The following is a 13,534-nucleotide window of genomic DNA, read 5'->3' on the forward strand; positions in this document are numbered from 1 at the left end:
GCCCGCCTGCGCCCCGTTCCCACCCCTGCACCCCCACAAGCCCACCCGCACCCCGAACGGCCCTCAGACGCCCACACCCCGGGCCAGGGAGCCGAGGGGCCGGGCCGGCGGGCCGGCGGGCCGGCACCCCGCGCAGCCCCACCCCCCGCCCATGCCATAACACCGCCAGCGCACCACCACATCCCCACCACAAACAACACCACACAACCGATTGCGTCCACACCACAAAACGTGTATGGTTTGACTCAGCGGGAAACGCCCGGCCCCCTGCACCCTCAAGGAGGACACCGTGAAACGTGCTGGCACCCGTCGCCCCACCACCCGTGCCACCCTGACGGCCCGACTCGACCGCTGCGCGCTCGTCGCCCGGCACGCCTTGTGCGTCGGCTCCGTCCTGATCTTCGTCGCCGCGTTCGGGGGGCTGGCACCGGTGTACGTGCCCGCGCTGTCCACGCCGGCCCTGATCGCCTTCGCCCTGTGGTGTGCGCTGGTGCTCGCCCTGATGCTCACCACCGCCGCGCGTGTCACCGCGCGCCTGGTGCTCGGCACAACACGTGCCGCGCGCTCGGCCTGGCGCGCTCCGGCCTCCGATCCTCGCTGATTCCGACTCCCTGCCCCGCCGCGAGGCGGGGCAGGGCCATGCCATACGTTCGCCATATCACCGCCATACTCAACGTTGCAGTCCCGGATTTTATTGTGTATGGTTTGACTCAGCAGGAGGCACCAGGCCCCCCGCACCCCTCTAGGAGGACACGATGGATGCTCTGACCGCCCGCACCCCGCTTGATCTGACCGACTACGCCGCCGCCGCCCTGCCGTCCACCCCCGCGGATTCCGTGGTGGCCATCGGCCTGAAGGGCTCGCGGCTGGGGCCGGTGATGCGCCTTGACGATGTCGCCGCCCCCGCCACCATGGCCGGAGTGATCGCCGCCAGCATGCGCCGCGCCAACTGCACGCGCGTCTTCCTGATCGGCTACGGCCCGGAGGACCGCGCCCTGCGCTGGCTCGAGCTGGAGTCCATCCTGACCGGCCACGGTCTGAGCGTGGAGGGGCTGATCCACGTGGACGGGCGCATGTGCACCAACCTGGGCACGGGCGAGGCCGTGGCCTACGCCCCGGGCACCTCCACGCTGGGCCTGCACCTGGCCCTGCTCGACGGTGCGCGGGCCGAGTACCCCACCGCCACCCCGAGCGAGTCGGACGCCCTGACGGAGGCCGTGGCGGCTCACGCGGCCACGCTGACGGACATGCACGCGGACGCTCCGGCGCTGATCGAGGGCATCAACCGCCTGCTGAAGGATCAGAACGACGCCGGGGCCGCCGCCGTCGTGCTGGCCACCCTGAACCACCGTGACCCGGAGTATCTGATCGCGGCGCTGGTGGCCTGCACGGCCCCGATCCGGCTGGAGGCGGTGGACTTCGCCCGGGGCGAGTTCCCGCACGGTCTGCGCTGGAAGGCGAGCGTGGAGGCCGAGACGGTGCTCAACGCCGCCGTGGCCCTCGGTCCGGGCCACGCCTGCGCCGGGGCGCTGGCGGTGCTGGCCTACGTGGCCTGGATCCGAGGCGCAGGAGCGGTGGCCGATGGCCGCCTGAACCTCGCCGAGCGAGGCGCCCCGCACCACCCGCACGTGCGCGCCGTGCGCCGGATGACGCGGGCCACGCCCGTGGCCGTCGTGGCCACCGACCCGGCGTGGGCCTGGGGCAAGCACACGCGGGCCGCTGAGGGCCGCTGAGCGTGACCGGGGGGCCAGCGCGTAACGCTGGCCCCCCGGCGTCCGTGGAGACGGTGCCCCGACGGTGCACGCCCGCCAGCGTAGCCCGGCCCACGCGTGGGCGGGCGCTGTATAAATCGCTGTTGACCGCTCGGCCGCGCGCGTGTATGGTTATACACGTAGCGGGGGGCATGAGGCCCCCGGCACCCCGAGCGGCCAGGAGGCCCGACATGGACACCGACCAGACCACCATCTGCACCTCCCAGAACGTGCACATCGGCCAGGAGGTGGTCATCGTCGACCGCATCCAGCTGGGCCACTGCATCAGCTACGCCGACGGGACCGTGACCGCGATCGACCCCAGCCGTGGGACCTACTCGGTGGCCCACAACGGCATGCGCGGGCGCACCGTCTACACCCTCTCCGACCAGTGGCACGGAGACGGCGGCCCCTACTGCATGCCCGCCGCCGAGGTGTACGGCGGCTGAGCACAACGGGGGCGGCGCGCACGCGCCGCCCCCGTTGTCACCCCTGGCCGCGAGCGCGGGCGGGTCCCGCGCCCGCTGCCGCGTGGGGACGTGTCGTGGAGATGAGCTGCCGGCTGCATCGAGCTGCTGCCGGCTCCCGGGGACCGCGACACGTCCCCGCCCTTCCTGTGACACGACCGATGGCGCGCCGGCCCGCGCTCGCGGATGGTGTTGTGCACGCGCCGGTGTATGTGTATGGTTGGACACGTCGCGGGGGGCACGAGGCCCCCGGCACCCCGACGGGCAAGGAGGCCCCCATGTCCAAGCACATCTATTCCGCCGGCTCCCTGCGCGCAGCCCTGCGCGCCGGCTCCCTCGCCGCCCGCGTCTCCCCCCACCGCGGCCCCGTCCACCTGGAGGTGCTCCCGGAGAACGCCCTGCGCGTGATCAGCACCCACGAGGACGCCTACGCCTGCGCCTACGCCGACTCCGACCGCCCGGCCCCCGCCGCGCTCGCGGGCCTGCCGCCGGTGGCGCTGTGCGCCCTGGACGTCTCCCAGCTGATGCGCCACCTGGACGCGCTCCCCCTGCCCGAGACCCCCGTCAACGTCACCGCCACCGCCGACCGCGTCCACGTCGACGTCGTCGGCGGCCGCGAGCGCTGGACGTTCGCCAACCTCGCCGCCCCCGGCGTGCCCACTCCCGCCATCCCCCAGGCCCCCGGCCCCGACGTCGAGCTGCCCGCCCTGCCCGCGACCCTGGGCCTGCCCGGGCTGCTGATGGACGTGCTGAGCGGCGGCGGCCGCCTCCACGGCACCCGCTACCTGCGCCAGCGGATCCACGGCGTGCCCGGCGCACTGGACCTGATCGGCTGGAGCATCGGCACCTGGGCACACGGACGCGCCTACGTCGCCCCCCCTGGACGGCTACACGCCGGCCGCCCGCGAGGCCGCCACCCTGGCCGACCGCGACAGCCTGGCCGCCCTGCCCACCGCCTGACCGGCAGGCCGCGAGCGCGGGAGGACCCCGCGCTCGCGGCATCCCGGGGACGTGTCGTGAAGCTGAGCTGCCGGCTGCATCGAGCTGCTGCCGGCTCCCCTGGATCGCGGCACGTCCCCGTCCCCTCCGCGTCACGACCACGGGCGCGTGGACCTGCGCTCGCGGGTGGTGTTGTGCGCGCGCCGTTGTATGTGTATGGTTGGACACGTAGCGGGGGGCATGAGGCCCCCGGCACCCCGACCAAGGAGGCACCTCCGATGCCTGAGCACCACCTTCTCGACCTCGACTCCCTGCCCTCCGCCTTCGAGCCCTGCCCGGAGTGCGGCGACGTGATGTGCCAGCCCGACCCGTGGGGCGAGGACTGCGACGACCGCGCCCGGCGCCGCCAGGCCGTGGCCACTCTGGAGGACCAGCGCCGCCAGGCCCACGCCCTCGCGGCCCCCGCCGCCGCCGCGCGCGCCCGTCAGCAGTGCCTGGAGCTGACCGGCTCCGATGGCACCCACACCTCCCGCGCCGGCGCCCGCGCCCTCGACGTCAGCACCGGCCCCTCCACGCATGGCCACGAGCGCCGATGGGCGCACCCTGGCAAGCGGTCCCCGGGGCACTCTGCGACCACGGGCCACGCTTCCGAGGCGGACCGACTGTTCGTGTTCAGCACATCTGCGGCCCCGTTTCAGCCGGGCCGTCCCTACAGTCCGTTTCAGGCATATGCGCTGCTGCATCATGGCGGGGACTACCGGGCGGCCGCGGCGGACCTGCGGGCACGCGGGTTCGGTGGCGGCCCGGCCGCGGGGGGTGGTGAGCCGTGGGGGCGCGACTAGCCTTGACCCTCTATGCCGAGTGGTCCCAGCACCTGACCCCGGGGGACATGAATGCCGCGGTCCGCATGGCGCTCACCGCCCGTGACGACGGGGCACCCCCGCTGTACTACGGCGGATGGGAAGCGCTCGCGGCGGCGCTGGGGTACTGGAAGCCCGGGGCTGACCCTGAATCCGTCCGTCGGCAGACGCAACGTGTCATCACCAAGCTGGTTCGGAAGGGCGTCATCACATCTAGTTGTGATGTCCAGGGACGTTGTTGCGTGAATAGCTGACAGGCGAAGGCCTCCTGTTGCGAGAGTGGAGTTGTCGAGAAACCGCTCACGCGAACAGAAGGCCTTCATGTCCCACGCTAACGCCGCCCTGACCCCTCGCGCCCGCCTACGCCTGGCCAAGCTCATCGTCGAGGAGCACTGGCCGGTCGCCACCGCGGCCAAGATGTTCATGGTCTCCCCACCCACCGCACGCAAATGGGCCACACGCTTCCGGGCCGAGGGACCTGCAGGGATGGCAGACCGGTCCAGCCGGCCGTCCACGATGCCGACCAGAACACCGCCGGCGGTGGTGAAACAGATCGTGGCCGCCCGATGGCGCCGACGCCTGGGGCCGGCACAGATCGCTGGAGAACTCGGGATGCCGGCCTCCACCGTCCATGCCGTGCTCGTGCGCTGCCGGATCAACCGCCTCGCCCGTCTGGACCGGGTCACCGGCGAGCCGATCCGCCGCTACGAGCACCCCCACCCCGGTTCGCTGATCCACGTCGACGTCACCAAGTTCGGGCGCATCCCCGACGGGGGCGGACACCGATTCGTCGGGCGCCAGCAGGGCATGAAGCACCGCGCGGCGACCTCGGACCGCGAAGGAACCCGTGATGCCCGATACCAGCCCCGGCTCGGGGTGGGCTTTCTGCACACCGTGATCGATGATCACTCCCGCTTCGCCTATGTCGAGATGCACTCCGATGAACGCAGCCAGACGGCCATCGCGGTGTTGCGCCGCGCGGTCGCCCACTTCGCGCGCCTGGGCGTGGAGGTGGAGCGGGTGCTCTCGGACAACGGCTCGGCCTACCGCTCGCATGCCTGGCGTGATGCCTGTACCGAGCTCGGGATCAAGCCCAAGCGGACTCGGCCCTACCGGCCGCAGACGAACGGGAAGATTGAGCGGTTCCATCGCACGCTCGCTGACGGGTGGGCCTACGCCCGGTTCTATAGCTCAGAGACGGAGCGCAGGGCCGCGTTGCCTGGATGGCTGCACTTCTACAATCATCATCGCGTCCACTCCGCGATCGGTGCCGCGCCTGCCACCAGGCTCAATAACCTCCCTGGACATCACATCTAGTGGACAGGCCCGCCCGCGCGTGCGCGCCGAGTGCGCCCTGAACCAGGACCCGCTATACCAGTTCGAGCCGGTCGGGGAGGGAAGGGCGGTCACCTGGCGACGGGTTCCCCGCGCTGATCCCAGAGCCGTAGACAACCGGCCGAGCCCATCGGGTGGGGGACTCGCAGAGTCTGGAACGGGGGACTCCCAGAGTCCCGCACGGGGGGACTCTGGGAGTCCCCCCAAGGAGACACTTCAGGAGACACATCAGGATTGGCCCGGACAGGCGTGCCCCCCTCACCGCGTCGGGCGCGTCGGCAGAGCTGGCGAGACCAGGCGGCGGGCCCACTTGGCCAGTCTGGTCGACGAGCTGCCCACGCTCGCACAGCTGGGGATGGGGGATGGACCGTGAGCGGTTAGCCCTGGTCCCGGGCTGGGGGCCTCGCGCCTACAGGTGCGGGCCCCCAGGGTCCCAAGGCCTACGCGTCGCGGACCAGTGCCGAGCTGCTAGACGTTCCTTCGCCGCTACTACCTGGCGGTCGAGTGCCTGAAGAGCCCGTGTGACGTCAGGGAGAGAGACGGACTCGCCAAGGATTGTGTACTGGCCGTCCTCTGGGTTGAAGTGGTGCAAGTGCATTTCTTCGAGCCCTTCAATCCCGGTGATCATGTCTTTAGACCCGATGTTGTTGCGGAGGATGATCCGAGGGGGATACATCATGAGCCTGTCCAGTCGCTCATCGAAATGTTCGATGCTGTTGCGTAGCGCTCGCGAGCGGATCGGGCTGTCCTCTGGGACAGAGAGGGCTTCTCGAATCGCTGCCCCTCTCCCTTCGGCGAACTTCATCCGCTGATCGCGTTCGGGCCTAGTCTCACCCGGACCCATCTGCCCATTCTTAGTCTTTGGCCAAATCAGCTGGGCAACCATGGCCGTTTCGCTAACCACGGTTTCAGCATGATCGAAGGCTTTTTCGTGAAGACGTTGCCCCTCGGCGTTGCTACTAGGCGAAGGTGGAACGTTGAAACCCAGGCTCCGGCGCATCGCTATGGCCTTGTCCATCAACCGCGCAGCATTCAACGCTCGGCCGACATGGCGCTGAATCTCATCTAAGTAGCAGTCCATGGCGAAGTCGTCGAAGGACAGCACGTCAGGTAAGGGGGGTTTGTCGGCGCTCTCCGGAGTGGTGGATGTCATAGCAGGAGCCTAGTAAAGCTCCGGCGGGCGGGTAAGGGGCGGGGGCACCGGGATAACCCATAAGGTGATGACAACCTGCCCTGCGGTAGAGCGGTAGTTGCCAACGCGTCGGCTGGCGACTCTGGCGGGAGAGGGCAGGCGGGACGAAGGGGGCTAGCCACCGTGTGGCGGCGAGGGGGCGTGCTACGGGTAGCGCTGGGCGGGCTCGCAGGATCTGTCACATAGCTGTCACATGGCGGGGCGCGTGTGAATCACTCCATGTCAGACATGGAATTGTGGAGAATCACCCAGCTGCACCCCGAGCTGGTCGCGGCCCTGGACAAGGTCGCCCACCACGAGCTCGGTACCGCCCTGGGCTGACCCCCCCCCGCCCGCGAGCGCGGGGCCCACCCTGGCCCCGCGCTCGCGGCACGCCGGGGACGTGTCGCGGAGATGCGGGGCCGGCTGCATCCGTGGCACAGCCGGCGGCTGATGCGATGCAGGGTGTTGCACATACGCCCGCATATGTGTATGGTTAGACACATCAGCAGGGATCACCCGGATCCCCGCACCCCATAGAAGGGACAGCCATCATGGCCAACGCAATCCTGATCACCCCCACCGGCGACGTCACCGAGGAGCAGGTCAACGGCCTGGAGGACTTCCAGCAGCACGTCGGCGGCTACGTGGAGGCCCTGTCCTCCGACGATGGCGACCACACCATCTGGCTCAACGAGGAGGGCAAGATCGCCGGCCTGCCGGTCAACTCCAAGGGTCACCGGATCGTCCACGAGCTGACCATCCTCGCCCCGGACGACGTCATCGTCGGCCCGGTGCTGATCACCGGCGACCTGGCCGACGACGGGGAGACCTACCTGCCCCCCACCAAGGCTCTGCGCGAGCGGCTCGGCCTCGACGACTGAGCCCCACGGGCGGGCGGGCCCCGCGGCCCGCCCGCCCCGGCCGCGCCGGGGCCACCCACGAATCCCACGCCCCTGTTGCGCCGTCAATCTTGCGCGTGTATGGTTATACACATCAGCAGGGGTCACCCGGACCCCCGCACCCCCGACGAAAGGGACTCCGATGACCAAGGCCATGATGATCCACCCCGACGGCACCACCGCCGACGTCGAGCTCCACACCATCCCCGCCGACGTCGACCGCCTGCTGGGCGCCACCGCTGAGGTCTACAACCCCGGCGACTACGACGGCATGGACGGCGACTGGTCGCTCTGGGCCGACGCCCGCCACAGTTCCTCCCGCCCGTTCAACTCCACGGCCACCGAGATGATCCACGACGCCGGCTTCGACGCCCGCGAGATCATCACCGGCCCCGTCCTGGTGATCCGCTGATCCTCCCCCGCCCTCCCGCCACACCGGCGGGAGGGCGGGCAGGATGACCATCACGACCTCCACGCCCCCAGGAGACCCCATGCCCCTGAACGCCCGCTCCCGCATCCTGATCACCCCCCACGGCTCCGACGAGTCCTTCGAGGGCACCGTCGGCGGCCTGATCCGCCACGTCCGCCACGCCGACCCGTCCGCGATCACCGCGCTGGAGCAGTCCCTGCACCGCGCCTGCCGCCTCCCCGACACCGGCGACGTCCGCGAGGCGAGCCTGGAGCACAACCTCGCGGTCCTCACCGCGGCCGACCTCGAGCGCTTGGAGCCCGGGGCCACCATCACCATCCTGGACGCCTGATCCGCCCCGCACCGAAGGAGACCCCCTGATGCGCACCCGCCCCCTGATCCTGCTCCCCCTGGCCCTGGCCGGCCTCGCCCTCCAGGGGTGCACCGCCACACCTGCTCCTGCCCCGTCGACGAGCGCGAGCGCGGCCCCCACGGCAGCCGCGAGCAGCACCACGGCACCCACTGCGGCCGCCAGCTCGGCCACCCCCACGACACGTCCCTCCAGCTCGGCCCCCGCCAAGCCCGTGGACGTGCAGATCCGCATCCAGTGGATCCCCCGCGACGGCACCACCACCACGGCAGCCCGCGGCGGCGTGAACCTCTTCGTGGGCGGCACCGGCGCGGACACCCACACCAAAGAGACCATCCCCGCCGAGCCCGCCGGCACCACCCCCCTGACCCTGCACACCCAGGCCAAGCCCGGTGAAAAGATCCAGGTGATCGCCAACGTCCCGCAGCTGCCCGCCGCCGGCGACCTGCACTGCGAGATCATCGCCGACGGCACCACCGCCCCCCTGGACGCCCAGACCGGCGACCCCAAGGGCATGCCCATGGTCCAGTGCGAGGCCACCGTCCCCGAGCCCACCAGCTGAGCATCCCGCGGACACCGCGACACGTCCCCGCAGCACCTCCACGACACCCACAGCTGTCACGAGCACTGGCTGGCGTCTAGGAAGGACCGGGGACCAGCCCAGATCCCTACGACAGCTCAACCCAGGAGCCGTGAATGCCCCTGGGAGTCTGGCTCATCCCTGCGCGGGCGGAGCTTCCGACGGGCTCACCGACTTTGACGACGTGCCCGTGGGCTCATCCCTGCGTGCGCGGGGCTTCCCCCTCCCGCGACGTGCATCACTACACGGTGGTGGGCTCATCCCTGCGTGCGCGGGGCTTCCGTCAGCGCGTGGAGCCGATCAGTTCGGCAGTCGGGCTCATCCCTGCGTGCGCGGGGCTTCCACAATGCGGACCACAAAAGGAGAGACCATGTACGGCTCATCCCTGCGTGCGCGGGGCTTCCACTACCTGGCCAGGGCGGATGCTCCGCGCACTGCGCTTTCCCCTTCGGTTGAGGGGGGTTGGGATGACCAGCCAGTTGCCCGGCTGGACATGCCCACACCCTGGGGTGCGGGCTTGACGCTTCCACGCCCCTGCCCCGCGGCCCCGCCAGATGGCGGGCCCGAGACAGCAGCTCCACGTCCGTTTCGACTCTCCCGACGGCCTCGGGCGAGCTCGACCCCTGCTCCACGCTCCTCCTGCACAGCCCACGCCCGGATGTTGATCGCGGCGTTCACGTCGCGGTCGATCACCAGGTGGCAGGCCTCGCACTCGAAGGTCCGCTCGGCCAGGGACAGCGTGGATTTGACTGTCCCGCAGCGCGAGCACGCCTTCGAGGAGGGCGCGAATCGGTCGATCATCTTCACCTGGGACCCTGCCCAGGAGGTCTTGTAGTCCAGCTGCCGGCGCAGCATCCCCAGCCCGGCATCCAGGATCGCCCGGTTCAACCCGGACTTGGCGGCCACGTTCCTACCCGGCGCCTCGAGCGTCCCGCGGGCCGAACGGGTCATCCCCGCCACGTTCAGGTCCTCCAGGGCGACCACCGCGAAGTCCGTCGCCAGTCTCGTGGACACCTGATGCAGCAGCCCCGCCCGACGTAGGGCGATCCCGTGCTGGAGTGCCGCGATCTGCCGGCGCACGCGCTCGCGGCGGTTCGAGCCGGGCTGGGTGCGGGCGTAGGCGCGCTGGAGGCGGGTCAGGCGGGCGGCCTGGCGGGCACCGGGGCGGCCGTTGTCGATGACCTCGCCGGTGGAGAGGGCGGCCAGGTGCTTGACGCCCAGGTCCACGCCGACGGCGCCGTTGGCGCGCTGGCGACGGCTGGGCCCGGTCCGGATGGGGGTGGGATCGGCAACGAGGATCGAGGCGTACCACCGTCCGCCGGCCTGGGAGATGGTCATGGACCGGATCTGGGCGCCGCGGCGGCAGGCGCGGACCAGGCGGCTGGTCTTGTCGTAGGTGCGGATGGTCCCCAGGGAGGCCAGGCGCAGGTGCCGATGGTCGGTGATCACCCCGCGGCGGGGCTCGCCGCGCTTGTAGGGGGTGCCCGCGGCGCCGATGACCTCGGGGGCGGGGATGGTGAAGCTGTCCCGGGACCGGCCCTTCTTCTTGAACCGCGGCAGGCCGACGCGCGCGCCGGCGCGCGTGCCGGAGGCGGAGGCCATCCAGTTCTCGGTGGCCTTCGCGGCGTTCTGGAGACCGGAGACCAGGACGCGGCGGGGCACGGTATGCATCCAGGGCTCGGCGTATCGCTCGTCGGTCCATGCTTCGGCCGGGTCGGCGCCGGCGGCGATCGCGGCGGCGGCCTCGCGGTGGCGGCGGATCAGCGGGGTCAGGTGGGCCGTGGAGTACGACTGGTAGCTGGCCACGCGGAGGGTGGGGTCGGCGGCGCGCTCGGCCTTCATGCGCGCGGCCAGCTCGGGGCCGGCCAGCCCGGTCTCGGCCAGCTCGGTGCGACGGGCGGCACCGGCGGCCAGGGCGGCCCGGTTGTGGGCGATGAGCATGTTGTAGGCCACGCGCGCGGCACCGGCGTACTGGGCCAGCAGGGTGGCCTGGGCGGGGTTGGGGTCCAGGCGGTGCTTGAACGCGCGCAGCCTCGGGGCCAGGTCGGTACCCGTGGTAGTCGTCATCGCTCGCACCTCCACCTGCGCCAGCATCGTCCATCCGTTCAGGGGCATGGTCACCCACCCCCCGGACACGTTACGGCCTCGCTCACCCAGCCGGGCAGGAGGACAACACCCTGCGCATCGCCGCGCGCTCGCGCTCGGTGACGCTCAGCCCCCACTTGGCCTTCACCACCACCTGGTGCTCCACGAGCTCACATCGGCCCGCAACGGTGTCCGGCAGCCAGTCCGCCGCGGTCGCATCCGACTTCGAGGTGTTCGCCGGCCCATCCACGGCCAGCAGATTCGCCGGGTCGTTGGCGAACGCCGTGCGCTGGGACTCGTCCCACGCCCACGCCCCGGAGGCCCAGGCATCGGCAAGAGAGACCGTGTGGTCGATATGCACGGCCTGGGAGTCCTGGGAGGAGAAGGGGATCGTAGCGCCGCTGTAGGGGTCCACGAGCTGGCCGGAGAGCACCTTGCACCCCTGCGTGCCGGGCTTGATCTGCACCTGTGTCAGGTCGCGCCGCAGCACGTCGTTGCGGGTGTCACAGCCGTTGCGGTCCACGTCCGCCCAGCGCTGGCCGAACGCGTCTCGCGTGTAGGCGCTGGCCGGTGCCGCGGAGGTCAGGGCCAGCTGCTCGAGCTGGCCCCCGACCGGTCCGGCCGCCGGCGTCGGGGACGTGTCGCCGAGTGAGGGCAGCTCCACTCCGCTGGGCAGCGCCACCTTGGGAAGCTTCACCTCTGGCACCTGGACCCCCTGCACATGTCCACCCCCGACGGCGCCAGCCACACCCAGAGTAGCCACCACGGCGACGACGCTCGAGACCCATCGACGCACGCTCACGAGCCCGCCCCCTCACGCTCCTGCGGAGTGGGCACAGCCTCAATCACAGCGTGCAGCCCATGGCTCACCCGCAGCCGGCGCGCAGCCTCGGCGGTGGCCGCCCGGTGCAGCTCCACGGGAATCACCTCGATGCCATCACCCATGTCCGGCTCCTCCATCTCCGGCAACCACCTGTAGAAGGAACCGCGGGAAGCGTAGGTCAACATCAGCGCGGCACCGGCCTGCTCATGCACGCGCAAGGTCTCGGCGATCAGCTCCTCCACGAGGCGCTCGCGGTAGTCCTCCAGGCGGGTCATGGCCGAGTCGATCCAGGACCAGTCCCGCGGCGGGTTCTTGCCGAACTCCCAGCGGGTGATGCTCTTCTCCGCGACACCCAGGGTGTCGGCGAGGGCGTCGCGGGACAGACCGAGGGCCTCTCGGCGGCACTTCAGCTCGATAGCGTTCATGGCTCAGCCCTCCGCCTTCTGGTCGGCCGGCTCGTCCTGGTCGGTCACGCCGTGCTCCTGACGCAGGGCCTCCTCCTCGAGGCGCAGGCGGGTGATGGCCTTCATCAGGGGCTCGCGACGGGTGTGCAGCTCGTTGTTGGCGGCGTCCTCCCAGCTGTCCAGGGTCCAGCCGGCGCCCTGGATCTTGCTGACCATGACGGCGTCGGGGGCGCGCAGGTCGTTCTTGATGCGGGTCCAGGTGGAGGGCGAGGTGAAGCCGGCTTGCCGAGCCATCTCGTTGACGGAGTAGTAGAAGGTGGTCATGGGGGTGCTCTCTCAATCTGGAGGCGACAGAATCACCTCACGTAGGTCTAGCGATACACGTCAAACCATACGCGTCATTCCATACACCCGCAACCTTTATCCACAACCCTCCCCCCGTCACCACTGCCCCTGCTACGGTTTGCACAGGTCGAACGTGAGCCCATCCCGTAGGGCCTGCGACTTAGAAGCCCTCCTGGCCATCCCCCCTCCGCGCCGGGAGGGCTTCGCTCTGCCTGGCGCCCAGAAGGGACATCACGGCCGCGCGACGGCCTTATCCACGGTGAAGGACACCCGCGGATCGGAGGAGCCATGAGCATCGAGGTCGAGCACCTGGAGGCCGCCCTGGCCGAGGCCAGCGAGGTGGTGACCGACAGCGAGCGCGCGCATGCGAGCACCGCAGCCTGCCATTGGTGGCACTGCTGCCAGGTGCTGCGGCGGTTCATCGACACCCCGGACGCCTTCCCGCCGGCGGCGCTGGTCGCCTAGACTGGACCCCAGAAGCGCCCCGCTTTCCCGTTGATCTGACAGTCGCAGGAACCTCGCGGGGCGCTTTCGCGCGTCCAGAGCTTGTTGCCCTCCACCTGCCAGCCCACCTAGTATGTTGACGTCAGATCAACGTAAGGGTGGAGGTGTCCCTGATGATCCAGGTGTCCTGGCAAGGGCGGATGACCACGTCCCTGCCGACCACAGATTCCGAGGTGGCCCGCTGGGTCGCCCACGACCGCCCCGAGATGGTGCGCGCCCAGACCGCCGACGGCACCGCCTACCGGCCCGACGCCGCTCAGGTCCTCGCGTTCATGCAAGCCCAGGCCCACCTGGCCCAGATGCTGCGCTTCCAGTACGCCGCCGCCCACGGGCTGGTGCCCGCGCACGCAGGCGCCGTGCTGACCGCGGCCTAGGGCATGTCTGACAATCGTTTTGACCATGCGAGCACAGCATTCAGGACCACAGCGGCCCTGTAGATGATCGCGTACTTGTCATACCGGGTCGCCAGACCCCGCCACTGCTTCAGGTGAGCGTACTGACGCTCGATGACGTTGCGGCCCTTGTAGGCGTCCGCGTCGAGGCTGACGGGGCGCCCGCCGCGGGCACCGCGCCGTCTGCGGTGGCCCTG

At 70.6% G+C, this 13,534-nt stretch carries 17 protein-coding genes and 1 CRISPR repeat array; of the genes, 11 read left to right on the top strand and 6 right to left on the bottom strand.

All coding sequences use genetic code 11. The features are described from left to right. Positions 1–289: 289 nt before the first annotated feature. The 5 genes from KVS67_RS10665 to KVS67_RS10685 all read left to right on the top strand — a co-directional run bounded on the left by KVS67_RS10665 (position 290) and on the right by KVS67_RS10685 (position 5,334). A complete protein-coding gene (locus KVS67_RS10665; RefSeq protein ID WP_135019861.1) occupies positions 290–601 on the top strand; it encodes a hypothetical protein in 312 nt (103 codons plus the stop codon). Between the two features lie 154 nt (positions 602–755). Continuing rightward, on the top strand, positions 756–1,733 hold the full coding sequence (locus tag KVS67_RS10670) for a DUF4192 family protein (RefSeq protein ID WP_217565326.1): 978 nt from the start codon (positions 756–758) through the stop codon (positions 1,731–1,733). Positions 1,734–1,942: 209 nt separating this feature from the next. Beyond that, on the top strand, positions 1,943–2,200 hold the full coding sequence (locus tag KVS67_RS10675) for a hypothetical protein (protein ID WP_123244501.1): 258 nt from the start codon (positions 1,943–1,945) through the stop codon (positions 2,198–2,200). Between the two features lie 296 nt (positions 2,201–2,496). Next, positions 2,497–3,999, top strand: coding sequence for a hypothetical protein (locus tag KVS67_RS10680; protein ID WP_217565327.1), 1,503 nt, complete (start codon positions 2,497–2,499; stop codon positions 3,997–3,999). Positions 4,000–4,338: 339 nt separating this feature from the next. Beyond that, complete coding sequence (locus tag KVS67_RS10685) at positions 4,339–5,334, top strand: IS481 family transposase (RefSeq protein WP_217565328.1); 996 nt, start codon at positions 4,339–4,341, stop codon at positions 5,332–5,334. A 427-nt stretch (positions 5,335–5,761) separates the two neighbouring features. On the opposite strand, the gene KVS67_RS10690 is transcribed toward KVS67_RS10685, so the two are convergent. Continuing rightward, positions 5,762–6,505, bottom strand: a complete 744-nt coding sequence (locus tag KVS67_RS10690) for a hypothetical protein (RefSeq protein WP_217565329.1) — start codon at positions 6,503–6,505, stop codon at positions 5,762–5,764. Between the two features lie 572 nt (positions 6,506–7,077). Between KVS67_RS10690 and KVS67_RS10695 the strand changes: the two genes are divergently transcribed. From KVS67_RS10695 to KVS67_RS10710, 4 genes are all read left to right on the top strand, one after another. Further along, positions 7,078–7,407 (top strand): DUF3846 domain-containing protein, encoded by a 330-nt coding sequence (locus tag KVS67_RS10695; protein ID WP_031943816.1) that lies wholly within the window; start codon positions 7,078–7,080, stop codon positions 7,405–7,407. A 160-nt stretch (positions 7,408–7,567) separates the two neighbouring features. Further along, on the top strand, positions 7,568–7,837 hold the full coding sequence (locus tag KVS67_RS10700) for a hypothetical protein (RefSeq protein ID WP_206450840.1): 270 nt from the start codon (positions 7,568–7,570) through the stop codon (positions 7,835–7,837). 79 nt (positions 7,838–7,916) lie between these two features. Then, on the top strand, positions 7,917–8,186 hold the full coding sequence (locus KVS67_RS10705) for a hypothetical protein (protein WP_031943818.1): 270 nt from the start codon (positions 7,917–7,919) through the stop codon (positions 8,184–8,186). A 28-nt stretch (positions 8,187–8,214) separates the two neighbouring features. Next, positions 8,215–8,766 carry a hypothetical protein gene (locus KVS67_RS10710; RefSeq protein WP_217565330.1) on the top strand — a complete coding sequence of 184 codons (552 nt, stop codon included), beginning with the start codon at positions 8,215–8,217 and terminating at the stop codon, positions 8,764–8,766. A 150-nt stretch (positions 8,767–8,916) separates the two neighbouring features. After that, positions 8,917–9,188: direct repeats of the CRISPR family, unit length 28 nt; unit sequence GGCTCATCCCTGCGTGCGCGGGGCTTCC. Between the two features lies 1 nt (position 9,189). On the opposite strand, the gene KVS67_RS10715 is transcribed toward KVS67_RS10710, so the two are convergent. The 4 genes from KVS67_RS10715 to KVS67_RS10730 all read right to left on the bottom strand — a co-directional run bounded on the left by KVS67_RS10715 (position 9,190) and on the right by KVS67_RS10730 (position 12,420). After that, the gene (locus tag KVS67_RS10715) at positions 9,190–10,899 is read right to left on the bottom strand and encodes an RNA-guided endonuclease TnpB family protein (protein ID WP_217565331.1); all 1,710 of its coding nucleotides are present in this window, start codon (positions 10,897–10,899) and stop codon (positions 9,190–9,192) included. A gap of 34 nt (positions 10,900–10,933) precedes the next feature. Further along, positions 10,934–11,566, bottom strand: a complete 633-nt coding sequence (locus tag KVS67_RS14120; protein WP_368669052.1) for an HNH endonuclease family protein — start codon at positions 11,564–11,566, stop codon at positions 10,934–10,936. Between the two features lie 101 nt (positions 11,567–11,667). Continuing rightward, complete coding sequence (locus KVS67_RS10725) at positions 11,668–12,117, bottom strand: helix-turn-helix transcriptional regulator (protein ID WP_049159095.1); 450 nt, start codon at positions 12,115–12,117, stop codon at positions 11,668–11,670. Positions 12,118–12,120: 3 nt separating this feature from the next. Beyond that, positions 12,121–12,420: a hypothetical protein gene (locus tag KVS67_RS10730; RefSeq protein ID WP_217565333.1), complete on the bottom strand. Its 300-nt coding sequence runs from the start codon at positions 12,418–12,420 to the stop codon at positions 12,121–12,123. A gap of 309 nt (positions 12,421–12,729) precedes the next feature. On the opposite strand from KVS67_RS10730, the gene KVS67_RS10735 reads away from it, so the two are divergent. Both KVS67_RS10735 and KVS67_RS10740 read left to right on the top strand, forming a co-directional pair. Beyond that, positions 12,730–12,906 (top strand): hypothetical protein, encoded by a 177-nt coding sequence (locus KVS67_RS10735; RefSeq protein WP_160312128.1) that lies wholly within the window; start codon positions 12,730–12,732, stop codon positions 12,904–12,906. Between the two features lie 152 nt (positions 12,907–13,058). Further along, on the top strand, positions 13,059–13,319 hold the full coding sequence (locus KVS67_RS10740) for a hypothetical protein (protein ID WP_134416912.1): 261 nt from the start codon (positions 13,059–13,061) through the stop codon (positions 13,317–13,319). On the opposite strand, the gene KVS67_RS10745 is transcribed toward KVS67_RS10740, so the two are convergent. Beyond that, a partial coding sequence (locus tag KVS67_RS10745; RefSeq protein WP_217565334.1) for a transposase occupies positions 13,316–13,534 on the bottom strand: 219 nt, incomplete at its 5' end. The two genes, KVS67_RS10740 and KVS67_RS10745, sit on opposite strands and share 4 nt — an antisense overlap.

The organism is Micrococcus sp. GbtcB5, assembly GCF_019091605.1.
Taxonomy (GTDB): domain Bacteria; phylum Actinomycetota; class Actinomycetes; order Actinomycetales; family Micrococcaceae; genus Micrococcus; species Micrococcus luteus.